This window comes from Sphaerisporangium sp. NBC_01403 (genome assembly GCF_045040145.1).
Classification (GTDB): domain Bacteria; phylum Actinomycetota; class Actinomycetes; order Streptosporangiales; family Streptosporangiaceae; genus Sphaerisporangium; species Sphaerisporangium viridialbum.
In genome coordinates this window covers 7,994,878-8,018,876 of the sequence record NZ_CP109534.1, presented here as the reverse complement: position 1 = coordinate 8,018,876, position 23,999 = coordinate 7,994,878, and the positions used below count along the sequence as shown (strand labels likewise).

Sequence of the window (23,999 nt, the reverse complement as noted above, 5' to 3'; positions counted from 1 at the left end):
CACCGCCAGCCCTCCCATCCGCCCAACCCTTAGGGAGCGTCCCGTGCGCCTCGACGACCTGCGTCACCTGAGCGGACCTAACTCATTCAGCACCCGGCCGGTCACGGTCGCGCGGCTCGAGCTCGAGGAGCTGACCGGCCGGGAGACCACCGAATACCCGGGCTTCGCCGGCCGGCTGACCGCGGCCCTGCCCGGGCTGGCCGAGCACCACTGCGCGGCCGGGCGTCCGGGCGGGTTCCTGGAGGCGATGGCCCGGGGCACCTACTTCGGCCACGTCACCGAGCACGTGGCGCTGGAGCTGTCCAGCCTGGTGGGCCGCGACGTGCACCTGGGCCGGACCATGTGGGCCGGCGCCGACGGCCGCTACGACGTGATGACCGAGTGCCCGCAGGACGAGCCCGCGCAGTCCTCGGTGCCGGCCGAGCTGCTGGAACTGGCCATCACCACGATCAAGCACATTCTTCTTGAACGCATCCCCGACCTGCCGCTCGAACTGGCCAGGATCGCTCGGGTCGTGGAGCGGGAGCGCCTCGGCGTGAGCACGGCCGCGCTCGCGGGCGCGGCCCGCCGCCGGGGGATACCGGTCCGCCGGGTCGGCCAGCTGAGCATGCTGCGGCTCGGCTACGGGCGCTATCGCCGGCTGGTGTGCGCCGCGCTGACCGAGCAGACGTCGGTGATCGGCGTGGACATCGCGGCCGACAAGATGCTGGCCAAGCAGCTGCTGACCGGCGCGGGCATCCCGGTGCCCGAGGGGGTGGTGGCCTGGAGCGCGGCCGACGCCGCCGGGGCGCTGGGCCGGCTCGGCGGGCCGGTCGTGATCAAGCCGCTCCACGGCAACCACGGTGCCAACGTGACCGTCGGCGTGACCACCGCCGCGGCCGCGGCCGCGGCCTACGCCCAGGCGGCGGCCGGCGGCGAGGGCGCGATCGTGGAGAAGTTCGTGCCCGGCACCGACTACCGGGTGCTGGTGGTCGACGGCCAGGTGGTGGCCGCGGCCGAGCTGCGGCCGGCCTCGGTGACCGGCGATGGCGCCTCCGACATCGCCCAACTCGTCGACATGGTGAATGCCGACCCGCGCCGGGGCGAGGGCCACTCCCGAGAGCTGACCAAGATCAAGCTGGACGAGCGCGCGCTCGCGCACCTGGAGGCCCAGGGCCTGGGCCCGGCGTCGGTCCCGGCCCGCGGCCAGCTCGTGACCCTGCGCCGGAACGCGAACCTGTCCACCGGCGGAACCAGCCGCGACGTGACCGACCTGGTGCACGAGGACGTGGCCGACATGTGCCGCCGGGCCGCGGCCGTGGTCGGCCTGGACGTCTGCGGCATCGACGTGCGGCTGGCCGACATCGCGGCACCGATGCGGTGCGGCGGGGCCGGTCACGGCGGGGCTGAGCCCGGGGCCGTGATCGAGATCAACGCGTGCCCGGGGCTGCGGATGCACCTGTCCCCGGCCGAGGGCACGCCGCGGGACGTGGCCGGCGCGGTGATCGACAGCCTGTACCCGCCCGGCGCCCCGTCTCGGGTCCCGGTCGTCGCGGTCACCGGGACCAACGGGAAGACCACGACGGTCCGCATGATCGGCCACATCCTGAGCAAGGCCGGGATGCGGGTGGGGATGTCCACCACGGACGGGGTCTACTCCGGCGGCCGGCTGGTCTACGACGCCGACGCCTCGGGCCCGCGGTCCGCGGGCATGGTGCTCGACGACACCAGCATCGAGGCCGCGGTGCTGGAGACGGCGCGCGGCGGGATCATCCGCGGCGGGCTCGGCTACGACCAGGCCGACGTGGCCGTGGTCACCAACATCACCGCCGACCACCTGGGCGCGGACGGCGTGGACGATCTCGACGAGCTGGTCGGGGTAAAGGCGCTGGTCGCCGAGGAGGTTCGCGAGGGCGGGACCGTGGTGCTGAACGCCGACGACCCGGTGGTCGCCGCGCTCGCCGACCGGCCGCGGGTGCGCAGGCACGCGCCCGTGATCAGGTATTTCAGCCTGGTGAACGGCAACCCGGTCATCGAACGGCACCGGCAGTCGGGCGGCCTGGCCTACGAGCTTCGTAACGGTGCGCTGGTCGAGTTCGATGCGAACCGGGAGCGGGCGCTGCTCAGCGTGGTCGAGCTGCCCGGCGCGTTCGGCGGGCTCGCCCCGCACGTGATCGCGAACGCGCTGGCCGCGGTGGCGGCCTGCCGCGGGCTCGGGGTCGGCGCCAAGGACATCCGGCGCGCGCTGGGCACGTTCACGCCGGGCGAGTCGAACCCGGGGCGCGGCCACGTCTACCTGGCCGGCGGCGGCCCGGTGATCGTGGACTACGGCCACAACGCCGCCGCGCTCGACGTGACCGGCCGCATGATCAGCGATGTCTGGGGCGGCGAGCCCGTGGCCGCGATCACGCTGCCCGGCGACCGCCGCGACGACCTGGTGGGCCGCTCGGCCGAGGCCGTCGCCGCGTGGTTCGGCCGGGTCGTCGTCTACGAGGACGCCGACAAGCGCGGCCGCCAGCCCGGTGAGATGACCGGCCTGATCACCGCGGCCATGCGCCGGGCCCGGCCCGGCATCGGCCTCGCCACCGCCGAAGGACCACAGGCCGCCCTGCGCATCGCGGTCACGATGGCCGCCGGTCACCCGGTCCTGTTCCTCTACGAGAAGCTAGCCATGGCCCGCCAGGCCCTCGAGGCCCTGAACGCCCGCCCCTGGCCCGCCGGCGCAGTCCCGCCCGCACCCGCCGACGCGGTCCCGTCTGCAACCGCGGCATCGGCCCGGGCTCAACCTCGCTGAGCGGAGGCGCGCCGTCCGAGGTGCGTCAGCCTCGGCAGGCAGGTGGCCACTCTGGCTGGTTCGATGGTGGAAGAAGGAGGTGCTGGTCCGTGGCCAGCTGGTTGTCGCCGGGGCACGTGACCGAGGTGACTCGGGTTCTGGACTTGATCGGGGTCTTTGCCAACGGCACGCTCGGCGGGGTGCTGGCGCGGGACCGGGGTCTGGACCTGTTCGGCTTCCTGGTCATCGGCATCGTCTCCGGCCTGGGCGGCGGGATCGTCCGCGACACCTTGTTGCAGCACGGCACCCCCGTTGCCCTGACCGACTACACCTATCTCGCCGCCGCCACCGGCGGAGTCATGCTGGCTTTCGTGGCCGACCTGAGCCGCCAGACCTCTAGTCGGGTCTTCAACCTGCTCGATGCCTCCGCGCTCAGCGTCTGGGCGGTTGCTGGGGCGCAGAAGACCCTCTCCGTCGGTCTGGGCTGGCTGCCGGCCGTGCTGCTGGGCACGATTACGGCGGTTGGCGGCGGTGCCGTCCGGGATCTGATGCTGGGGCGCACTCCCGGCATCTTCGGCGGCACACCCTTGTACGCAACCGTTGCGGTCGTGGTCAGCGCGGTGATGGTGGTCTGCAGTCGGCTCGGCGCACCCACCGTCGGCATCGTGGCCGGTGTGGTGGTCGGCATCTCGCTGCGGCTGGCCGCGCTCAGCCGGGGCTGGAGGCTGCCGGGCAGCCGCGACTGGCGTCCGCGGGCTTTGCGCCGTCGGCGTCGCTGACATGGACGCGCAATCCGATCACCCGTAGAGAGGAGTCCACAGCCATGGCTCTCAGGGATTCCGCGGATGCTGTCGTGGCCGGGCTTGGCGGCATCCGGTCCGATCTGGAGGACTTCTACAAGGACCTGCATGCCCACCCCGAGTTGAGTCACCAGGAGCACCGGACCGCGGCTCGGGTGGCGGAGCGCCTGAAGAGCTGGAACTACCTGGTGCACGAGGGTGTCGGCGGCACTGGCGTGGTCGGCGTGCTGGCCAACGGTGACGGGCCGACGGTGCTGCTGCGTGCCGACATGGATGCCCTGCCGGTCCGCGAGGAGACCGGTCTGCCATACGCCAGCACGGTCACCGCTACGGATGCCTCCGGTCGACAGGTGCCCGTGGCGCACGCCTGCGGTCATGACGTGCACGTCACCTGTCTGCTGGGGGCGGCCCGGCTGATGGCGGCCGCCCGCAAGCCCTGGCAGGGCACGCTCGTCACCTTGTTCCAGCCCGCAGAGGAGCTCGGGGACGGCGCCGACCGGATGCTCGCCGACGGGCTCACTGACCACGTTCCCCGCCCGGATGTCGCATTCGCCCAGCACGTGCTGCCCTATCCCGCCGGGCAGGTGGGCACGCGCGCTGGTTCCTTCCTCTCCGCAGCGGACAATGCGAAGATCACTGTATACGGTAGGGGCGCCCACGGCTCCGCACCGCAGGCCGCTATCGACCCCGTGGTCATGGCCTCGATGATCGTCGTCCGTCTCCAAACGATCGTCTCCCGTGAGCTGGCCGCCAACCAGCCCGCCGTCCTCACGGTGGGCGCCATCCAGGCGGGCACAAGCGGCAATGTGATCCCGGAGTCGGCCGAGCTGCTGGTCAACGTGCGCACATACGACGAGGACACCCGCCGGGCCGTCCTGGCCGCCGTGCGGCGAATCGTCGAAGCCGAGTGCGACGCCTCCGGGGCGATCCGTGAGCCGCGTTTCGACGAAGGCGCCCGCTTCCCGCCGACCGTCAACGACGAAGCGGTGACCCGCGAGGTCTCCGCCGCCTTCGCCACTACCTTCGGGGACCGGGCGGGAACCAGCGAGCTGCAGAGCGCCAGCGAGGACTTCAGCCGGCTCCCGGATGCCTTTGGCAGCCCGTACACCTATTGGGCCATCGGCGGCATCGATCCCGATACCTATCAGACCGCTCAGCAACGCGGCACAGTCGCCCAGGACATCCCGGTCAATCACAGCGCCCGCTTCGCACCAGTCCTCCAACCTACCCTGGATACCGGCGTGCAGGCCCTGGTTGCAGCCGCACTGACCCGGCTCGCGAAGCCGGACCACGCAAGTCCGTAAGGCAACCGGTGCCGTGTCCGGCATCTCATGAAGCGTCAGCCACACGATGAACGGCGAGCTCACGGCACGGGCCAGGCAATGAGCAGCGAAACGATCACCTAGGATGCGGCGCTATGCGACGTAACCTGCTCGTTGGCCTGTTTGTCGGTACGGGGACCTTGCTCATGCTCATGGGCGTAGCCATGGCCATGGTTTACAGACCGCCTGTCTGGTACTCCGATGAAGGAGCCTTCTACCCCATGCATTATGCGTTGGCCGACATGAGTAGACCCGCTTTGCTTGTTATCTCAGGCATCGGCATGATGCTCGGCGGGATCGCAATCGCAATCACCAACCGGAGTGGCACCCCTGGCAGGGATACTCGGGGCCCGGAAGTGACCCCCAACCCTGATCGGGTTTCCTCCTCGACCGTCGTCTAATTAGACAGAGCGACGAGGGGCACCACGGTCACTCACGCCAGCCCAATGTTTCCAACTGACAACCTATGTCCGTTCCCGGCAGCTCTTACGATCACCATGCGGCGGCTGGTCGCTGCAGGTGGTTGGGCTTCTTCCCAGAGCGGGCGATTTACCCGCACCCAACCGGCAGATCGCACACCTTCTTCGCCATGCTCTTCGCCTGGTCGGTGAGCACCTTCCTCCGTCCTCGCTCGTTCAGGGCAACGCCATGGCGGTTGGCGTGGTCGTCGAAGTCGGTGTAGAGGAACAAGGCGCTTCCCCGCCGCGCCACCGCCCACATCACAGGGGAGATCGACCTGTCGATCTTCCGTTTCTTGTAGGAGTAGCCTGCGACGGACATGGCCTGGTCCCCGACCGACAACGGTTTGCCGAAGTACCAGTACGTGGCACGCGGGCAGCGCTTCAGGTCAGCCTGCAGCTTGACGAAGGCCGCCTTGGCCGACTTGGTGTTCCTATACAGCACGAGCTGTTCGCTGCTGAAGGAGGGAGCGCTGGTCCCGTGCGTGATGGTACGCATGGCGACCCGGCCGTCGCGGGGCTTTCCCTTGGTGCGGCAAGGGTTGAGTTCGAGCCGGCGGGACGGGTTGTCGCTGACCGTCCACCACTCCTCGTCCTTGAAGTCCGGATCGACCCCTTTCCTCGCCTTCGCCTCGGTCAGCAGGAACCCCTTGGGGATCTCGGTCGCGCCCGCGTGGGCCACGCCGGTTCCGCCCAGTACCGATCCGATCACCAGTGCCGTTGCCATCGCATGTTTGATCACAACTGTTGAGATGCGGGATCTTCTCGAGAAGTTCGCCCCGGTTTCCGGGCGACGGACCGCTCACAGGTGGAGTGCGCCAGCCTGAACTCAAGGTGCCATGACGGTACGCACCTGCTGTGAGGTGGGCGTTGCTGGGCTCAACCCGCCTCCCCGCTGACACAGGACCATCCCAGGCTTCCAGGCTGAGGTGACGGTACGCGCCGGCAACTCGCCGATCAACGGATGGACCGTCCGGTGGGCCTTCGCCAACGGCCAGACGATTACACAGATCTGGAACGGCACCGCGACCACGAACGGTTCCAACGTCACAGTGAAGAACGTCTCCTACAACGGGTCCGTGCCCGCGAACGGCACTACCACGTTCGGCTTTCTCGGTAGCTGGAACGGCAGTGCCAATGCGGTTCCGGCCTCGGTCACCTGCACCAACCCTTAGGTCGAGTAGCCGGGAGGGGGGCCACCCCTCCCGGCTCTCGCGGATCTGGGCGTAACGGTCTCCCGTCACCCAGCAGCGCGGCCGCTTGTACCGCTTGCGGATCCACCGTGCGAAGTAGACGTTGATGCGGGCGAGGAGCGGAGGGTCTCCTGGAACACCGTGATATGCAGCCCGGCCGGCGCGTCGAGCCGTGCGTTAATGGACCGCCATGGGGTGAGGGTGGGTGGAGCGACCTGCGTGGCGCCACCTGACACCAGTTCGTCCGTGGCGGCCTGAGCGTCATCGACCTCGAACGCGACTCGAATCTTGGGCGCCACTTGACGGCCCACCTCCACCTCGTCGATGAACTCCTTCTGCGCCGCGTTCACGATCTCCAGGGTCGCTCGGCCCGCGTCCAGGATCGCGACCCGGGCATCTTCCCCATTGGAGTACGCCGCCTGTTCGGGGAGTCCGAGCACGTCCCGGTAGAACGAGAGCGCGGCCTCATAGTCCTCGGCCTCAATGACCAGGCGAAGCTGGCGAACGGGTGATGGCCTGCCCTCTGTGGGGGTCATAAGAAGGCTCCTGTCTCTAGGGGAACGGAACGGGCAGGACGATCTTGCCCTGCCGTGGTCCTCGTGCGGCGAACGCGTGAGCTCGCGCCGCCTGTGCCATGGGGAACACCTCCTGCAACGGAATGCGGAACCGTCCTTCTTCGAAGAGCGCGGCCGCCACGGCGAGACCGTGGCGTCCATTCGGCTGGCCGCCGAGATCGCCGAGCGAGAGGCGGACCCCGAGTCGCGGGCCGGTGAAGTCCGCGATCGTGACGACCGACGCTGCCGTGCCGGTGATCGCGATGAGTTCGGGAAGCGAGCCGGCGCCGGCGACATCGAGCGCGAGGTCGATCCGAAACCTCGGACGGATGCCGAGCACAACCGGAAGCACATCGTGGAGGTCGCGCGGGCCGCTGACCGAGTTGCCGCCGAACGCGGCTGGGGCCGGAGCCGGGTTCGTTCTCGTTCGTGGTGGTGGGCTCGGTCAATCTGAATCAATATCCTCTCAGCGCTGCGTGTAGTCGGGCCGGTGGTGGTGGTGATCAGGCGACCTCAGGCTGGACCGCCGCCTCGGCAGGGGGCGCGACCTGGACAGTGGTGTTCGGTTTGGGCTGCCGTAGCACGATGAGGGCGACGGTGAAGGCGGCCACAAGCAGAGCGGCGGCGACGCCGAAGGCCAGGTGGTAGCCGCCCGTAAGCGCGGCCACCTCGCCCTTGCCGGCGGACAGCAGCCCTTCGGTACGCGAGGCGGCCAGCGTGGACAGCACTGCGACGCCGACGGCCATGCCGACCTGCTGGGTGGTGTTGAACAGTCCGGACGCGAGGCCCGCGTCGTCGGCCTTGGCGCCGGACATACCGAGCGTGGTCAGCGCCGGGAGCACCAACCCGCCACCCGCGATGAGCAGCATCACCGGAAGCAGGTCGGTGACGTAGTTCGCGTTCACCGGGACGCGGGTGAGCCAGCCCATCGCCCCGAGCAGGAGCGCCAGGCCCGCCAGTAGTACGGCGCGTTCGCCGAAGCGGGTGTTGAGCCGGGCGGAGACGAACAGGGACACGCCGCCGATGGCCACTGCCGCGGGAAGCATCGCCAGGCCGGTGTCGAGCGCGCCGTAGCCGAGGACCTTTTGCATGTAGAGCGCGACGATGATCTGGAAGGCGAACATGGCCGACAGCGCCAGCATCTGGACGAGGTTGGCGCCCGAGACGTTGCGCGAGCGGAGGATCCGCAGTGGCATCAGTGGGGTCCTGGCGGTCGCCTGACGGACGACGAACGCGGTGAGCAGAGCGAGCGAAACCGCGCCGAGGCCGAGGGTGTGTGCCGTGAGCCAGCCGTACTGCTCGATCTTGACCACGGTGTAGATGCCCAGCATCAGTCCGCTGGTCACCAACACGGCGCCGATGACGTCGGCCCCGGCGGCGAGACCGGCCCCGCGCTCGCCCGGCAGTGCCCTGATCGCCAGCGCGATCGTGGCGAGCCCGATGGGAAGGTTGACGAAGAAGATCCAGTGCCAGCTGAGCGCATCGGTGAGGACTCCGCCCAGAACCTGGCCGATCGAGGCGCCGGCGGCGCCGGTGAAGCTGAAGACGCCGATCGCCTTCGCGCGCTCCTTGGCCTCGGTGAACAACGTCACCAGGATGCCCAGCACGACCGCGGAGGCCATGGCGCTGCCGATGCCCTGCAGGAACCGGGCGGCGATCAGCATGCCGGGCCCGGTGGCCACTCCGGCCAGCAGCGAAGCGGCGGTGAAAACCGCGTTCCCCGCCAGGAACATGGCTTTACGTCCGATGAGGTCGCCGAGTCGGCCGGCCAGGAGTAGTAGCCCGCCGAAGGCGATGAGGTACGCGTTGACGGTCCAGCTGAGCCCGGCGGGCGAGAAGCCCAGATCTCGCTGGATGGCCGGCATGGCCACGGTCACGATGCTGCCGTCCAGGATCGTCATCAGCATCGCGGCGGAAAGCACGGTGAGCGCCAGCCAACGCGACCGGGACGTGCCGGTGCGGGCCGGTTGGGGGGAAGGTGGGGTGTGCGGCATGGCCGTCTCCTGTTCGAAGAGGAACAGAAGCGACCGTAGCAGATAGTTCTGTTACAGACGATCCCTTGTGGATCTATTTTGCATCTTGCCGTGCTCCCCGGAGGGGCGTGCGTCCTTCTCGAGATGCCAGATGACGGCGGCCGGAGTGTTCTCGTACGCCGCATCGGCCGCGCCGGCCGCCCACGCGCGAACGAACGGCCCGCCCGCGTACGGGCTTGGCGGCCAGAGCGGCTCGTGACACCCGCGCACCTGTAGAGCCTCGGGCAGCGCCGCGGCGATGTAGTCGCTGGGCCGGAACCGGCCGGCCGGCATCCGGCTTTCGACACCGTTGTCATCGACGGCGGAGGCGATGCCGCCGAGGTAGAGCGACTGCCAGTGGATGTCGGAGGTGACCAAGCGTCCACCAGGGCGCAGTACTCGCGCGAACTCGGCGAACACTGGTTCCAGGGCCGCCACATGTGCGAGCGCGAGCCCGCACACCACCAGGTCGATGGAGGCATCCGCGACGGGCAACCGACTCAGTTCGCCGAGTTGGAAGGTTGCCGCTGAGACCTTGGAGCGTGCGATCGCGAGCATGTCGGGCGAGCTGTCAACGCCGATGACCTTGTGGCCGGCCTTCGCGAGCATCTCCGCGTAGCGACCCGTGCCGCAGGCGGCGTCGAGCGCACGCCCGGTCGGCAGCCCGGCCAGGATCTGGCGAACCACCGGCTCCTCCACGGCGATGAGCGGGTTCCCTGGCTCGTCGTAAGTTCTCGACCAGGACCGATAGCCCGTCACCGTGTCGATCTCACCGACCTCGTCTCCGGCGCCCAGCTCCCCGCGATCCCACGCGGCGATCATCTCGCGTACCTCGGCGAGCCGGGTCTCGGCGAACGCGGCGTCGAACTCCCCGGCATACGCGCGATGCAGCGCGAGGCCCTCGTAGCCCAGGAGGTAGGCAAGCGGATGCCGATATGTCATCCCGACAACGTAACCACGGCTTCGATGAACCGCGACGCGTTAATCAAGGTCGGTGTTGATCGACCAGGCCTTCGCGGGAGGTTCGACGGCATCACGTTCTCATCGCCTTACTCCCCCGCAGGCACCGTGTCGGCCAGGAACGTCGTGATCCGTTCGGCCACGACACCGGGTGCGTTCAGGTCCGGAGCGTTGTGGTCCAACCCATCGATGATCTCGTGGCGCGCGTTGGGGATGATGTCCGCGAGCTGGGGGAGCACCTCGGTGAGGTACGAGGGGGACCTGCTGCCGCCGAGCAACAGTGTCGGCGAACTGAGTTGCGAGTAGTGGGCCCCGTCGGAATCCGACCGGATGGACTCTTGGAGCTCGGCAGGAGTGGTGTGCATCATGGCGCGGGTCTCGGCGCCGTCGGAACCGTGCAGCAACATGAAGGCCAGCCCACGGAATACGATCACCGGCGCATTCCCGATCGGGACCAGTCTGCTGTGCTTCATGAACGTGGTCATCGCCGCGAGCGGTTTCCCGTCATTCAGCAGGCGGGTGAACGTCGGCACCCAACTGCCGTCGAACGAGCCGCGGATGCTCACCGCCGGCTCATACACGGCCAGTGCAGCGACGCGATGACGCAACCCTAGACGCAAGGCGACCAGCCCTCCGTAGCTGTGCCCGAACACCCGTTCTGACCTGGTCTGCTCTATCACCGCGATCGCGTCGTCCACCTCGCGTTCCACGGAGTAGTCGCTCCCCTGAGGGCCACTGGCCCCACGACCACGACGGTCGATCACATGCACGGTGAATTCACGGGAAAGGTGCCCGGTCATCGCCTCGTAATGATGGGCTCGGCGGTTGTTTCCCGGGATGACAACGAGCCCTGGACCATCCCCGGCGCTCAGGAAACTGATATTGGTACCGTCGCCGCTGGCGACCTGCCCCGTCCGCCATTGCGGCTTAGCATTCTTGCCGCCCATAGTCCGTCTCCCTCGCCCGTCGTCGCGGCTTCTCATTTTCGCGGGTCTTTTCTCTTGACGGAAGGCATTTCGCGATCCCGCTCAATGCTGGTGCCAGTCCAGTGCACCGGCAGGCAGCCCTCCTGTGGGCTCGACCCTCTCTGCGACCGGGCGGCGCTGGTCGTGAAAGTTTCAGGTACTGGTACGGGTGCTTCGGCTCGCCGGCCATGGCCGGACCAGGGCGAAGACGTGCTGTACCCGAGAGTTCGGTGGCACTTCGGCGACATGGCGGTTGTACCTGATTCGCGGCGGGCGTTACCATCGCCGAGATCCGGAGGAGTAGACGATGCTCAATGGTCGGCGAGCTGTGTTAGCGCTAACATCGCCTTGGGCCTCCGGAGCGGCCGTCGGCGACGACCCAGGTCGTTGCCATGGCGGCTGCGTGTTCTCGACCGCACGCGACGGTTGTTCGCGCCTCTGAATTCCCGATCCAAGCCGCGCCCCTCAGCATTCGCGCCATCTCCCCAGGAACGGAAGATGTTGACAATGATCGTTCGGTCACGACTCCGGCGCTTGAGAAAGGCACTACTGTTCGCGGGCGCGACAGTCGCGCTCATCGCCGGCACCCTGGTCGGCTTACCCGGCACCTCGCAGGCCGCGGGGCCACTCCCGTGCGACATCTACGGTGCGGCCAACACGCCGTGCGTCGCCGCGCACAGCACCACGCGAGCGCTTCTCGCCGCTTACGGCGGCAATCTCTACCAGGTGCGGCGCGCCTCGGACGGCGCCACGCAGAACATAGGCCTATTGGCGGCCGGAGGCTACGCGAACGCCGCCGCGCAGGACTCGTTCTGCGCGAACACGTCGTGCGTCATCACGATCATCTACGACCAGACATCCCGCCACAACGACCTGTTCATCGAACCGGCCGGTACGGCGGGGCCGGCGAATTCCGGCGTGCCCGCCGATGCGCTGCCGGTGACCGCCGGCGGTCACACGGTTTACGGTGCGTCGTTCTCGGGTCTCATGGGCTATCGGCACACGGCCGCGTCGGGCGTCGCCGTGAACGGTCAGCCTGAAGGCATGTACATGGTGACGTCGGGCACGCACGTCAACAACAGGTGCTGCTTCGACTACGGCAACGTCGAAGTGCAGATCGCCGACACCGGAAACGGCCACATGGACGCGATCAACTTCGGCACCGAATGCTGGTTCGCGCCATGCTACGGAGCCGGCCCTTGGGTTCAGGCGGACCTTGAGAACGGCCTCTTCCAGTCCAGTGCCGGCCCCAGCCAGAACTCGTCGAACACGGGCAACAGCGCTCCGTTCGTGACGGCGCTGCTGAAGAACAACGGGCAGAACTTCTTCGCGCTCAAGGACGGCAACGCGCAGTCAGGCGGCCTGACGACCCGGTACTCGGGGCCGGAGCCCACGCGCGGCGGCTACTCCCCGATGCACCAGGAGGGATCCATCGTTCTCGGCACCGGTGGCGACAACAGCAACGGGTCCATCGGGTCGTTCTTCGAAGGCGTGATGACGGCGGGGCTGCCGACGGACGCGGCTGACAACTCGGTGCAGGCCAACGTCGTCTCCGTGGGCTACGGCGCGGCGAGCCCGGTCGCGGGCGGCACCTTGAACCCGGGCTCCACCATCTCGCTGCGCGCGACGACGGCGTGCTGTACGACAAACTACATCCGCCACCAGAACAACAACGCGGTCACGTCCGTGATCACGTCAAGCAGTTCGGCGGTCGACAAGAACGACGCGTCGTGGATCGTGCGCCGCGGCCTCGCGAACAACTCGTGTGTGTCGTTCGAGTCCAGGAACTTCCCCGGCGACTTCCTGCGGCATTCGAACTTCCAGCTCTACAGGCAGCCGATGGACGGCACCGCGCTGTTCCGCGCCGACGCGACGTTCTGCCCGCAGGCGGGCCGGAGCGGCCAGGGCACCTCGTTCGCGTCGTACAACTATCCGACCAGGTTCATCCGCCACTACAACAACACGGTGTACATCGCGAGCAACGGCGGCTCGAACGCGTTCGACTCGTCCACCTCATGGGCGGCCGACGTGAGCTGGGCCGTCAGCTCTCCCTGGACGCCGTAGACCCCACCGCCGCAACGCGCCGCCGTCCCCGGCACCTGCCGGGGACGGCGCCTACAGGCGGTTTCACGTGGACTGAGGTGGTGAACTCGGAGACTCGGTCATGGATGTGGTCTTCCTCGTCCTCGCCGCCGTACTTCTCCTGGTCTCACTCGTGCGCAAATCTCGTCAAGAGCCAGGGGAGACGAATGCGCAGGTCATCGGCCCAGAAGAAGCCGGCAGATAATGGATGGCCAGGGCCGGGCGCAGGGCTATAGCCTGGTTCGGCCGATCCTAGGAGGCTGACATGACTTGCATGGTCATCAGCGAGGTGGACGTCACCGCTACGACGCGTGAGCTCGCCGGAAACTGACCTCCTGCCGCCATCCCGGCGGATTCATCGGCAGTAGCCACGAAATACGCGACTCCTCGCCTCGTAGCGGTCCCGCCGGCTGCGGATTCCTCCGCGCCGCGAGCCGCCCGCGCCCGTCTTATGGCGCCGCGGCACCGTTTACCACGCTGACACGAGGAGAATTCGTGGATTCCGCATCATCCTTCGAGCCGCTGACCGCAGCCGAAGGTGGACCCAGTCATGTCGTCCGGTCAGGCCGGACCGTCAGGCGTCCCGCCCGGCCCTGGACGGGCACCGTCCACGCACTGCTGCGCCATCTGGAGGAAGCCGGGTTCACCGGCTCCCCCCGGGTGGTCGGCGAGGGTCTCGACGCCGACGGCAACGAGGTCCTGACCTTCATCGAAGGCACCATCGTCCATCCGCACGCCTCGCCGGAGGAGGGTGTCTGGCAGGTCGGCACGTTGCTCCGCGATCTGCACACCGCCACCGCCGGCTTCCGGCCACCGCCGGGCGCCACGTGGCAGCCCTGGTGGATGCACGACGACCGCCCCGGCTCGGTGATCGGGCACTGCGACGCCGGGCCTTGGCACACCGTTGTCCGTGACGGGCGGCCCGTGGCGTTCATCGACTGGACCCTCGCGGGACCGGTCGACCGTCTCGACGAGGTGGCCGCCGCTTCCTGGTGGCACGCCTACCTGTACGACGACGACGTGGCCGAACGCCACGACCTGCCGGACGCGGCCGCCCGCGCCAGGCGGTTGGGGCTGTTCCTCGACGGCTACGGGCTGCCCGCGGCCGATCGGGAAAGCCTGGTCAGCCGGATGATCGAGTTCGCGATCAGGGACTGTGCCGCGGAGGCGGCGTACGCCCGGATCACTCCGGACTCGACCGACCCCGCGCCTCTGTGGGCGCTCGCCTGGCGGGCACGGGCCGCCGGCTGGATGATCCGTCACCGCACGCTGCTGGAACGAGCAGTACAGGCCTAGGAGGTGAGCAGGCCGGGGTCGCCGGCCTTCGACGTCGGCGGCCCCGGCCGATCCGGGTAATTCAGGTCGGAAACCGTCCGCAATGCTCCCTACCGTTTGCTCGAAGCCCGAACGAGCAGAGGAGCCCAAATGACGATTCTTGTGACCGGAGCGACCGGCACCGTCGGCCGGCACGTGGTCGGCGAACTCATCGAGGCCGGTCAGCGGGTGCGCGCCCTGACCCGCGACCCCGCGAGGGCGAGCTTCCCCGCCGGGGTGGAGGTGGTGGCCGGTGATCTCACCGTGACCGACAGCCTCGTGCCCGTGCTGGTAGGCGTCACCGCGGTTCACCTGATCACCTTCGGGGGAGACGACTACGGGTCGCTGCGGAACGGCCAGGAGATCGTCGACCTGGCGGTCAAGGCCGGCGTGCGCAGGGTCACGGTCCTCGGTGGCTGGGACGAGGGGACGCTGGAGCCGGCCGTGAAGGCGAGCAGCCTGAGCTGGACGTTCCTCCAGCCGACGGAGTTCATGGCCAACGCCCTGCAGTGGGCCGAGAGCATCCGCACGGAAGGCGTGGTGCGGGAGCCCTTCGCCGGCGCCACCACCGCCATGGTCCACGAGGCCGACATCGCGGCCGTCGCCGCCAGGGCTCTGGTGGAAGACGGCCACGCGGGCCGCGCGTACGGCCTCACCGGTCCCGAGAGGCTGAACATTCCCGACAAGGTCCGCGTCATCGGCGAGGCGATCGGCCGGCAGATCCGGTTCGTGGAGCTCACGGAGCAGGAGGCACGCGAGAAGATGGCCGCCGAGGGGCAGCCGGAGGAGCTCATCGAGTTCCTCGTCAACGTCTTCGGCAACGTGCCCGAGGAGCCCAACATCGTGAACTCCAACGTCGAGAAGGTCACCGGACGCCCGGCACGTACGTTCGCCCAGTGGGCCGCCGAACACGCCGACGCGTTCCGCGCCTGACCGGGCGTCGGACGTTCGTCCCCCGGGCTGAGCCCTGACAGATTCGTTTACTCACCGAGTAACCGCTCTCTCGGAAAAGGCCGGCCAGGAAAGAGTCTCCGGGCCGGCCTTGGCGAAACAGGGATCAGGTCACGGGTAGCCGACGACCGGGCCCGTCCCGTACGAGCCGGCGTGGCGGAACGCATTCGAGTTCTATCGAGTGGTTGACCTGGGAGAACCCGAGATTGTCGGTTCGGCCTGGGATGATGACGGTCATGTCCCTTCCGCTCGACATCCTTCCGTGCCTCGGTGGCGATGTCATTCTCATCCCGCGCGGCATTCTCTCGGCCCGCCTCAGCCCCGAGCAGCGCCGCGAGCTCGCTGCGGCGCTTCTCGCTCTCGACACCCTCGACACGCCCGAGGCGGCGTTGGCCCGCTGACCCGGTCCGTGGTGACGGGTGCCGACCGGATCAGGAAGCTTCTTGGGGGTCTCTCGAAGGCTCGGCCGGCTTGACGCTCGGGTGGACGGCGACGATGACGCGGTGGTCGCGCCCGCCTACGGCCGTCTCGTCGTGGTATTTGCCGACGAGTGCGGTCACCGCGCCGGCCAGCTCCTCGGCGAAGGCGGCGCGGTCGGCGGCGGTGGCGAACCGGATCTCGCCGTCGATCGCGAAGGTCGCCACCTTCTTGCGGGCCTTGGCCGCCCCGGTGATCAGCGTGCCGACGTCGCGTACGAGCCGGGCCGCGACCGCGAGCAGCCAGCGCGCCGACAGCTGGTCGGGCGACCGGGACGGGTCGGGCTGCACGTCGGCCAGCGCGACGGGCGAGATGACGTACGACGCGGCGGTGGCGCGCATGATCCGCTCGGTGACGTTGCCCTTGCGGCGCTCCTCTATCAGCTCGACCAGGCCGTGACGCTCCAGGGCCTTTAGGTGGTAGTTCACCTTCTGGCGCGGCAGGCCGACCTTGGCGGCCAGCGTGGTGGCCGACGCGGGCTCGGACAGGTGAGCCAGCAGCCGGGCCCGTATCGGATCCAGCGAGACCTCGGCCGCGGCCGGATCCTCGATCACCGCTACATCCAGCATGTCACCACCATCGCCACGACAGGATAATTTGTCAAGACTTCGCAATTTGTCGGGATGGCAAAGCTTGTGGGGGCATTCACGGGGGGCGGACGGTTCACCGCCGTGGCGATCTTCCCCCGTGCCGGCGTGCGGACATCCGGCCGGCGGTGGCCCGCCGGTAGGGGGTGAGCCGGCGGCCGCTGTGGGAGGCCAATCCCAGAAAGAGCACATTCACCCTCTTATGTCTAAATGTGCCACTACCGACCTGGACGTGGTCCACGCGTGTGGCCGTGCAAAGACCGGGGAATGACCCGCGCGGGCCGATGAAAAGGCCTGCCCGCGCGGCCGTACCGAAGACTCTTACAAGGCATAGTGAAGCCCTCGCGCGCCGGGCGCAAGGCCTGGATAACAGCGAGATCCGGCCGTCGCGTCGAATGGCGGGCCGTCACCTTCCCGGGGTCGTACGCACCCGAAGAATGAAATACGGGTTGCCGGGGCCCGGTTCCCCGCATGACCGTGGCCTCGGCGAGAAGGGGCGCGGTCCGCGGGGAACACGGGCACTCCAGTCGTCAGTTCTTCGGTGACATCGTTGTCTTCGGTTCCAACGTCATCGACGGCATCGACGTCGACGTCGCTGTCACCGGCGCGCCAAGCTGGTTCGGGAAGACCAGCCTGATGTTGATGGATTGGGCCTGGCGGTTGGAGCTGTGGCTTCGGCTGTGACTGCGGTTCCAGTGACGGGCAAGTTGGCGGGCCCAGCTTCGGGCCGGGTTCCGGTTCCAGTTGCGGGCCCAGCTGCGGCTGTTGTTCCGGTTCCAGCTGCGGTTACGGCGGGGGTAGTCGTATTCTCGATAGTCGCCGGTCTTCGACATGCTCAGGGTGCTCGCCGCGCTGGCGCTGGTAGTCGTAGCCGCGACGCCTAGGCCGACCACACCCCCGCTGAGCGCGGCGCCGATCGTGAGCGTGCCCACCAATTTTTTGACCTTGGGCATTGCGTATCCCCCTTGGACGACTTCGGGTTGCTAATGGGTGCTTCACCGCGATTGTCGGTGATTGCTGTAGTGACTCAGTGAGTCTGCCTGATTGTCTTTTTTCCTAGGGGGACGCCGGACAAACGAATAACTTCTACTTTTGCTATGTGCTTAATCTCTTCTTGTAGTCTTCGGTTCGATATTTCCCGACTTCGCCCGACATGCTCGTCTTGATCTTGCTATAAACGCCGCTCCAGCCGGGCGCTCCCGCAGGTCAGACGCCCCGACAACGAGTGCTTTGAAGGGAAAGGAGCAAGTCGGGACCGATTTCGCGAACCTGGGCTTTAATCCTATTAAGCCCGTTTCCAGGCCTGTGCCCCTTGCGTACGGTTGCAGGTGCTTTAAGGGGAGAAAATGAGCGGCCGGTCGTCCCGCGGCCGCGTCCGGCATCGCCGGTGTCCCCCGGACCCGGTGCTGCGCCACGCGCTCGCACCCCATATGGTCCGGTGCATGACTGCTCATTATGACGTCGTGGTGGTCGGGGCCGGCCCCGGTGGGTATGTCGCGGCCGTCCGGGCCGCCCAACTCGGGCTCACCACGGCGATCGTCGAGGAACGCTACTGGGGCGGTGTCTGCCTCAACGTGGGATGCATCCCCTCCAAGGCACTGCTGCGCAACGCCGAGCTCGCCTACCTGTTCACCCAGGAGGCCAAGACGTTCGGCATCCAGGTGGAGGGCAAGGTCACCTTCGACTACGCCGAGGCCTACAAGCGCAGCCGCAAGGTCGCCGACGGCCGGGTCAAGGGCGTCCACTACCTCATGAAGAAGAACGGCATCACCGAGTACAACGGCCGTGGCACCTTCACCGACGCGAACACCCTGCAGGTGGCCGTCGTCAACGGTGGCAGGGAGACGGTGACGTTCGACCACTGCGTCATCGCGACGGGCGCGACGACGAAGCTTCTGCCGGGCACGTCGGTGAGCGACCGCGTCGTGACGTACGAGGAGCAGATCCTCACCGACCGGCTCCCCGAGAGCATCATCATCGCCGGCGCGGGCGCCATCGGCGTCGAGTTCGCGTACGTGCTGCGCAACTACGGGGTCCAGGTGACCATCGTGGAGTTCCTCGACCGCGTCGTCCCCCTGGAGGACGAGGAGGTCTCCGCCGAGCTGGCGCGACGCTACAAGAAGCTCGGCATCGAGGTGCTGACCTCCACCAGGGTCGAGTCCATCGACGAGTCGGGCGACAAGGTGCGCGTGACGGTGTCCAAGGGCGGAGAGCAGCGGACGCTCGAAGCCGACAAGGTGCTGCAGGCCATCGGCTTCCAGCCGCGCGTCGAGGGCTACGGCCTGGGGAACACCGGCGTGCGCCTGACCGACCGGGGCGCCATCGACATCGACGGACGGTGCCGCACCAGCGTGCCGCACATCTTCGCCATCGGGGACGTCACCGCCAAGCTCATGCTCGCCCACGCGGCCGAGGCGATGGGGATCATCGCCTCGGAGACGATCGCGGACGAGGAGACGATGGAGCTCGACTACGTGATGATCCCGCGGGCGACCTACTGCCAGCCGCAGATCGCCAGCTTCGGCTACACCGAGGCCCAGGCGCGTGACCAGGGCTTCGACGTGAAGGTGGCGAAGTTCCCCTTCACCGCGAACGGCAAGGCGCACGGCCTGGGAGACACCGTCGGCTTCGTCAAGATCCTCAGCGACGCCGAGCACGGCGAACTGCTCGGTGCCCACCTCATCGGCCCGGAGGTCACCGAGCTGCTGCCCGAGCTGACCCTCGCCCAGCAGTGGGACCTGACGGTCAACGAGGTGGCCCGCAACGTGCACGCGCATCCGACGCTCGGCGAGGCGGTCAAGGAGGCGATCCACGGCCTCGCGGGTCACATGATCAACATGTGACGTCTCCGCCGCCCCCCGCCCCGCCGCGTCAGCCCGTCAGGTCGTGTAGTACATCTGACCTGGCGGTTCACCGTCGGGGCATCGGGAAGGGCACCGATATGGACCAAAGGGAGTTCGCCCGGAAGGTGGCGGAGCGTGCGGGTCTGTCGCGGGAGGAAGCCGCCGACCTCACCCGCGCGACGCTCTCGACCCTGGCCCACCGGCTCAGCAGCGGTGAAGCCCGCCACCTGGCGTTGTTCCTCCCGGAGTCCCTCAAGGAGTCGGTGCCCCGGCGGGACAAGCAGGAGCGGTTCGGGGTGAAGGACTTCGTCGACCGGGTGAGCTCGCGTACGGGCCTCAACGACCGGGAGACCACGCAGGGGATCCGTGCGGCGATGACCACCTTGCGCGAGGTGGTCGGCGACGAGGTGTTCTCCCACGTCGTCTCCCAGCTCCCAGCGGAGTTTCAGGGCCTTACCGAAGGCACGGCTTGAGCGTCTCGCCGTCGTGTCACCCTGCCTCGTCTCATGACTTCGCGTATAAGTTCAGCTACACAGAGTAGCTGGCGGTCGTGCCCTCGGGATGGGCGCGAGCGAAGGCAGGGACGAGGTGTGCATTCTCCGCCTTGATCGGTACGTTCTCCCCCGTTCTCCCTTCGCCGCCGCATGACTCGCGTACGAAACAGGAGACGCAGGCGCGATGCGACGGAACTTCAGCAGGACGGCCCAGGCGCTCACGGTCGCGGTCGGCGGCGTGGCGATCGTCGCCGGCTCCACGGGCGTGTCCGCGGCGGTCGGCGGCCCGGGCGGGCCCGGGCCGATCAAAAGCCACTCCAACTGGCGCTGCCTGGACGCCGACCTGAACACGATCCAGGGCAACGGCACCAAGGTCCAGCTGTGGAGCTGCAACGGCTGGAACAACCAGAAGTGGACGTACGACGTGAAGACGCACACGATCCACAGCCAGTACAACAACCGGTGCCTGGACGCCGACCTCAACACGATCGGTGGCAACGGCACGAAGGTGCAGCTCTGGGACTGCAACGGCTGGAGCAACCAGAAGTGGATCTACGACGCGATCAGCCACACCGTCTACAGCATGTACAACGGGCGGTGCCTGGACGCCGACCTCGGCGGCATCGGCACCAACGGCACGAAGGTGCAGCTGTGGGAGTGCAACGGCTGGGCCAACCAGAAGTGGAGCGTCTGACACGGCGTCGCCGGGCGGCCTGAGCGCCGTGGCGGCCCTCGGCGACCGGTCGGATGCCTGCGGTTCCCTCGTCGTGTCGAGCCGGGGGGCTCCGCTGCCGCACGTGTAAGTTCGACTACGCAGAGTAGTTGGCGGGCGTGCGCAGAGAGGATCAGGCACGATGCGGCGGAACTTCACCATGGCGGTCCGGGTGCTGGCGATCACGGCCGGCTGCGCGGCCACCGTCACCGGCGGGACGGGCGCGCAGGCCGCCGTCACGGGGACGGGGCCCATCCACAGCCGGGCCGACGGCCGCTGCCTGGACGCCGACCTCGGCCGCATCGGCACCAACGGCACCCGCATCCAGCTGTGGGACTGCAACGGCTGGGCCAACCAGTCGTGGACCTACGATCCGGCCACCCACACGATCCGCAGCCTGTCCAACGGCCGCTGCCTCGACGCCGACCGCGACAACCTGCACAGGAACGGCACCCGCGTCCAGTTGTGGGAGTGCGACGGACGGCCGAACCAGCAGTGGGTGTACGACAGGAAGAGCCGCACGATCTACAACCTGGCCAGCGGGCGCTGCCTGGACGCCGACCTGAAGGGCGTCGGCAGCAACGGCACCCGCGTGCACCTGTGGGACTGCAACCGCTGGAGCAACCAGCGGTGGAGGCTCTGACCGGAGGTGCGGCCACCTCGGCATGTTCGCCGGTCGCGAGGGTAGAGGGGCGCGGAACCTGAACGAGGAGGAGGCATGAAGAGAATCCTGCAACTCGTGGCGACCCGCTGGCTGGCCCGTACGCCTTTCGGGCTCGTCGTCCTCGGCATCGGATGGTTGGTGATGCGCAAGCGGCGCGGCCACCAGGCCGGCGACCGGAACGACGTGTCGCGCGAGCACGGCCGCAAGTCCGGCAATCCCTATATGTGGCAGGGGCCCTCGGCTCGCACCCGCAAGTAGGCCGCCTGTACGCCCGCGCCCCCGGATGCCCTTGAACCATCGCCGTCCGGGGGTTTCTTCGCTGTCCGGAGGGCTCTGTCATGGCCCTCCGACCGGGCTCAGATCCGTTCCTGGCGGGGGAAGACGACCTCCCTGACCAGGAGCAGGACCGCCGCCGCCAGCGGGATGCCGAGCAGGGCGCCCACGATGCCGAGCAGGGCCCCGCCGAGGAGCGCGCCGACGATCGTGGCGATGGGCGGGACGGCGACCGATGACCTGAACACCGGGGGCGAGATCACGTAGTTCTCGATCTGCTGGTACACGATGAAGAAGATCACGCAAGCGATGCCGACCTGCACCGAGGTCAGGAAGCCCACGCCGGACACCACCACGGCGCCGACCACGGCGCCGACCATGGGGATGAGGTCGGTGATGGCCACGAAGATGGCGAGCGCCAGCGCGTACGGCACCTTCATGATGACCAGGAAGACGAAGGTCACGACGCCCGCGATAAGAGAGATGATCAGGTTGCCCGCGACATAGCCGCCGATCTGCTTGATGATCTCGTCACCGAGGAGCTGGACGCGGGTGCGCCGCGAGCGCGGCACGAGCCGGTAGGCGGTGTCCATGATGGAGTTCAGCGAGCCGAGGAAGTACAGCGTCAGCACCAAGATGGTGAGGCCGCTGAACACCGCGCTGATCACAACGCTCGCCACGCCGAGCAGGCCGCCGAACATCTGGCTCGCGAGGTTGCCGCTGCTGACGTACTGCTGGAGCTTCTCCAGGACCTGGTACCGCTGGTCGACCGACTTGATGAGCGGGTGGTTCTGGAGTTGCTGCACGTACTCGGGAACGTGCTGGATGAACCCCGTGGTCTGCTCGGTGAGCGGCGGCACGATCGCCAGCCCGAATCCCACGAAGAACGCGATGACCGCCCCGAACACGATCGTGATGGCCAGGCGGCGGGAGAGGTTCCGGCGTTGCAGCGCCTCGACGGCGGGGTTGAGGCCGATCGCCAGGAACAGCGAGACCACGATCAGGACGAGCGCGGAGCCGGCGCTGGCGATCGACTGCACCAGCAGCCAGGCGGTGAGCACGCCGAGCGCGGCGGTCAGGCCGAACAGGAACGGGTTGCTCCGCAGCGGGCGTCCCGGGCGGCCGAACGGCTGCTCGTACTCCTTCTGGTCGACCTTGCGCGTCCCGGGCGGCAGTTCGTCGTCCGGTGCCGCGTCGACCTGGTCGGCGGGCGCCTCGCGCTCGGCCAGCCGGGTCCCGGCGGCGCGGTCGCCGGTGGACGGCGCTGGTCCCGCCGCCGTCGTACCGGTCTCGCGACCCGTGTCGCCGGACGGGTCGGCGGCACCGTCTTCGCCGCCTGGGAACGAGGGGAACACGCTGGAGATCTCCGCGCGTTCGGAACCGCCTGTCTCTGACACGGGTCCCCGCTGCCCACCAGGAGGCTTCCTAGTCGTAGTTACCAGTCCTGATAAGTCGTGAAAAATCCGGTGAACGACCTGTCACGCGGGGAAGGACGGATGCGGGCCGAGCGCCCAGTACTCGAACAGGCCGTACCCGACGTTGCCCTCGTACTCGAACCGGCCCACGGCGTCGACCATTCCCCACATCTTCGCCGCGTCCTGCGGGAGGGTGTAGGTGACGCCCTGCACGACCGGCTCGGGCCCCTGGTACATGCCGTGCTTCCAGCCGGGCTCCAGGCCGTACCCGGTGCCCACCATGAGGTGTACGGGCAGCAGGGGCGTGCACAGCAGGTCGAACGGCTTGCCGCCCGGGGGAGAGAAGGTGATCGTGGCCGAGGTGACCTCCCGGGTGCCGGGAACGTACACGGGACGGTAGTCGGGCCTGCCCAGATACTCCTCCTCGCCCGAGGGCCAGACGCGCACGGCCTCCTCCAGGACCCGGCGGCCTTTCTCGTCCTCCTGGACGATGCACAGGATGGCGTGGTCGTCGAACCGCATCGGCGCGTAGAGCCAGTAGAAGGTCCCTGAGTTCCGCGCCTGGATGCCGGGAGGTTCCGGCTCGCCGACGGGGCGGATGCCCCAGGATCGATCCCTGGTGCCCTGCCAGCGGTCGGGGGTCACCTCGACGCGCTCGTCCCCGACCGTGATGTGCCCGGTCCACCGGCCCGTCTGGGCCATCCGCACCGAGTCGAAGATGACGCGCTCCTGCCAGCGGATGAAGTGCCGGGGTTCGAGCGTCGCGGGGATCGTGCCCTCCCAGGCGAGGTCGAACGACAGGCCGTGCTCGTTGTCGTCGAGTACCACCCGCAGGCGTTTGAGCCCCTCGACGACCTCGACCCGGAAGGGGCCGACGCGGGTGTCCATGCGGTCGGCTCCCAGCTCACGGGACGCGCGGACGACGCGGTGGAGATCGCGGTGCCGGACGCAGGCGAACGCGTCGGTCACGCCCAGGTTCGGGTACTGGCCCAGGCCGATGATCAGCATGAGCTCGTCGGATCCGGCGTGGCAGTTGAAGTAGTACCGGTCGTAGAAGTTGCGGTCTGAGGTGGTGACGTGACGCATCACCTCGGGGGCCTGGTGGACCGGATAGTCATCGAGCGGCGACAGCGTCATCGGTGCTCCACGGTTCGGTGATGTGGAACACGTT

General features: G+C 68.3%; 23 protein-coding genes. 13 read left to right on the top strand and 10 right to left on the bottom strand.

Translation table 11 applies throughout. From position 1 onward, the window contains the following. Nucleotides 1–43: 43 nt before the first annotated feature. The 3 genes from cphA (at nt 44) to OG589_RS36060 (ending at nt 4,856) form a co-directional block, all read left to right on the top strand. Entirely contained in the window at nt 44–2,773 is a 2,730-nt protein-coding gene (gene cphA, locus OG589_RS36070; protein ID WP_405142776.1) for a cyanophycin synthetase, read from the top strand. Between the two features lie 89 nt (nt 2,774–2,862). Beyond that, complete coding sequence (locus OG589_RS36065; protein WP_405142775.1) at nt 2,863–3,531, top strand: trimeric intracellular cation channel family protein; 669 nt, start codon at nt 2,863–2,865, stop codon at nt 3,529–3,531. A gap of 44 nt (nt 3,532–3,575) precedes the next feature. Further along, entirely contained in the window at nt 3,576–4,856 is a 1,281-nt protein-coding gene (locus tag OG589_RS36060) for an amidohydrolase (RefSeq protein ID WP_405142774.1), read from the top strand. A 567-nt stretch (nt 4,857–5,423) separates the two neighbouring features. On the opposite strand, the gene OG589_RS36055 is transcribed toward OG589_RS36060, so the two are convergent. Then, the gene (locus OG589_RS36055) at nt 5,424–6,059 is read right to left on the bottom strand and encodes a hypothetical protein (protein ID WP_405142773.1); all 636 of its coding nucleotides are present in this window, start codon (nt 6,057–6,059) and stop codon (nt 5,424–5,426) included. A gap of 181 nt (nt 6,060–6,240) precedes the next feature. On the opposite strand from OG589_RS36055, the gene OG589_RS36050 reads away from it, so the two are divergent. Continuing rightward, nucleotides 6,241–6,507, top strand: coding sequence for a cellulose binding domain-containing protein (locus tag OG589_RS36050; protein WP_405152197.1), 267 nt, complete (start codon nt 6,241–6,243; stop codon nt 6,505–6,507). Between the two features lie 65 nt (nt 6,508–6,572). Here the strand turns inward: OG589_RS36050 and OG589_RS36045 are convergent, their stop codons facing one another. From OG589_RS36045 to OG589_RS36025, 5 genes are all read right to left on the bottom strand, one after another. Next, nucleotides 6,573–7,061, bottom strand: coding sequence for a VOC family protein (locus OG589_RS36045; RefSeq protein WP_405142772.1), 489 nt, complete (start codon nt 7,059–7,061; stop codon nt 6,573–6,575). Nucleotides 7,062–7,077: 16 nt separating this feature from the next. Continuing rightward, entirely contained in the window at nt 7,078–7,419 is a 342-nt protein-coding gene (locus OG589_RS36040) for a zinc-binding dehydrogenase (RefSeq protein WP_405142771.1), read from the bottom strand. Between the two features lie 163 nt (nt 7,420–7,582). Continuing rightward, complete coding sequence (locus OG589_RS36035; RefSeq protein WP_405142769.1) at nt 7,583–9,073, bottom strand: MFS transporter; 1,491 nt, start codon at nt 9,071–9,073, stop codon at nt 7,583–7,585. A 51-nt stretch (nt 9,074–9,124) separates the two neighbouring features. After that, nucleotides 9,125–10,033 carry a class I SAM-dependent methyltransferase gene (locus OG589_RS36030; RefSeq protein ID WP_405142767.1) on the bottom strand — a complete coding sequence of 303 codons (909 nt, stop codon included), beginning with the start codon at nt 10,031–10,033 and terminating at the stop codon, nt 9,125–9,127. Between the two features lie 107 nt (nt 10,034–10,140). After that, nucleotides 10,141–10,998, bottom strand: a complete 858-nt coding sequence (locus tag OG589_RS36025; protein ID WP_405142765.1) for an alpha/beta fold hydrolase — start codon at nt 10,996–10,998, stop codon at nt 10,141–10,143. 552 nt (nt 10,999–11,550) lie between these two features. On the opposite strand from OG589_RS36025, the gene OG589_RS36020 reads away from it, so the two are divergent. The 4 genes from OG589_RS36020 (at nt 11,551) to OG589_RS36005 (ending at nt 15,764) form a co-directional block, all read left to right on the top strand. After that, the gene (locus OG589_RS36020) at nt 11,551–13,080 is read left to right on the top strand and encodes an alpha-L-arabinofuranosidase B (protein WP_405142763.1); all 1,530 of its coding nucleotides are present in this window, start codon (nt 11,551–11,553) and stop codon (nt 13,078–13,080) included. Nucleotides 13,081–13,593: 513 nt separating this feature from the next. Next, nucleotides 13,594–14,394, top strand: a complete 801-nt coding sequence (locus OG589_RS36015; protein WP_405142762.1) for an aminoglycoside phosphotransferase family protein — start codon at nt 13,594–13,596, stop codon at nt 14,392–14,394. A gap of 129 nt (nt 14,395–14,523) precedes the next feature. Beyond that, nucleotides 14,524–15,345: an NAD(P)H-binding protein gene (locus tag OG589_RS36010; protein ID WP_405142761.1), complete on the top strand. Its 822-nt coding sequence runs from the start codon at nt 14,524–14,526 to the stop codon at nt 15,343–15,345. Between the two features lie 254 nt (nt 15,346–15,599). Beyond that, the gene (locus tag OG589_RS36005; protein ID WP_405142759.1) at nt 15,600–15,764 is read left to right on the top strand and encodes a hypothetical protein; all 165 of its coding nucleotides are present in this window, start codon (nt 15,600–15,602) and stop codon (nt 15,762–15,764) included. Between the two features lie 30 nt (nt 15,765–15,794). On the opposite strand, the gene OG589_RS36000 is transcribed toward OG589_RS36005, so the two are convergent. Beyond that, nucleotides 15,795–16,409, bottom strand: a complete 615-nt coding sequence (locus OG589_RS36000) for an ArsR/SmtB family transcription factor (RefSeq protein WP_405142757.1) — start codon at nt 16,407–16,409, stop codon at nt 15,795–15,797. A 548-nt stretch (nt 16,410–16,957) separates the two neighbouring features. After that, a complete protein-coding gene (locus OG589_RS35995) occupies nt 16,958–17,380 on the bottom strand; it encodes a hypothetical protein (RefSeq protein WP_405142755.1) in 423 nt (140 codons plus the stop codon). A gap of 489 nt (nt 17,381–17,869) precedes the next feature. Here OG589_RS35995 and lpdA point away from each other — a divergent pair, with 489 nt between their 5' ends. The 5 genes from lpdA to OG589_RS35970 all read left to right on the top strand — a co-directional run bounded on the left by lpdA (nt 17,870) and on the right by OG589_RS35970 (nt 21,398). Then, nucleotides 17,870–19,270 carry a dihydrolipoyl dehydrogenase gene (lpdA, locus tag OG589_RS35990; RefSeq protein ID WP_405142753.1) on the top strand — a complete coding sequence of 467 codons (1,401 nt, stop codon included), beginning with the start codon at nt 17,870–17,872 and terminating at the stop codon, nt 19,268–19,270. Between the two features lie 98 nt (nt 19,271–19,368). Continuing rightward, on the top strand, nt 19,369–19,743 hold the full coding sequence (locus tag OG589_RS35985) for a DUF2267 domain-containing protein (protein WP_405142751.1): 375 nt from the start codon (nt 19,369–19,371) through the stop codon (nt 19,741–19,743). 205 nt (nt 19,744–19,948) lie between these two features. Then, a complete protein-coding gene (locus tag OG589_RS35980) occupies nt 19,949–20,458 on the top strand; it encodes an RICIN domain-containing protein (protein WP_405142749.1) in 510 nt (169 codons plus the stop codon). Nucleotides 20,459–20,618: 160 nt separating this feature from the next. After that, complete coding sequence (locus tag OG589_RS35975; protein ID WP_405142748.1) at nt 20,619–21,119, top strand: RICIN domain-containing protein; 501 nt, start codon at nt 20,619–20,621, stop codon at nt 21,117–21,119. 75 nt (nt 21,120–21,194) lie between these two features. Then, entirely contained in the window at nt 21,195–21,398 is a 204-nt protein-coding gene (locus tag OG589_RS35970) for a DUF6203 family protein (RefSeq protein ID WP_405142747.1), read from the top strand. 98 nt (nt 21,399–21,496) lie between these two features. On the opposite strand, the gene OG589_RS35965 is transcribed toward OG589_RS35970, so the two are convergent. Further along, a complete protein-coding gene (locus tag OG589_RS35965; RefSeq protein WP_405142746.1) occupies nt 21,497–22,810 on the bottom strand; it encodes an AI-2E family transporter in 1,314 nt (437 codons plus the stop codon). A gap of 81 nt (nt 22,811–22,891) precedes the next feature. Continuing rightward, nucleotides 22,892–23,965 (bottom strand): hypothetical protein, encoded by a 1,074-nt coding sequence (locus OG589_RS35960; protein WP_405142744.1) that lies wholly within the window; start codon nt 23,963–23,965, stop codon nt 22,892–22,894. Nucleotides 23,966–23,999 lie beyond the last annotated feature (34 nt).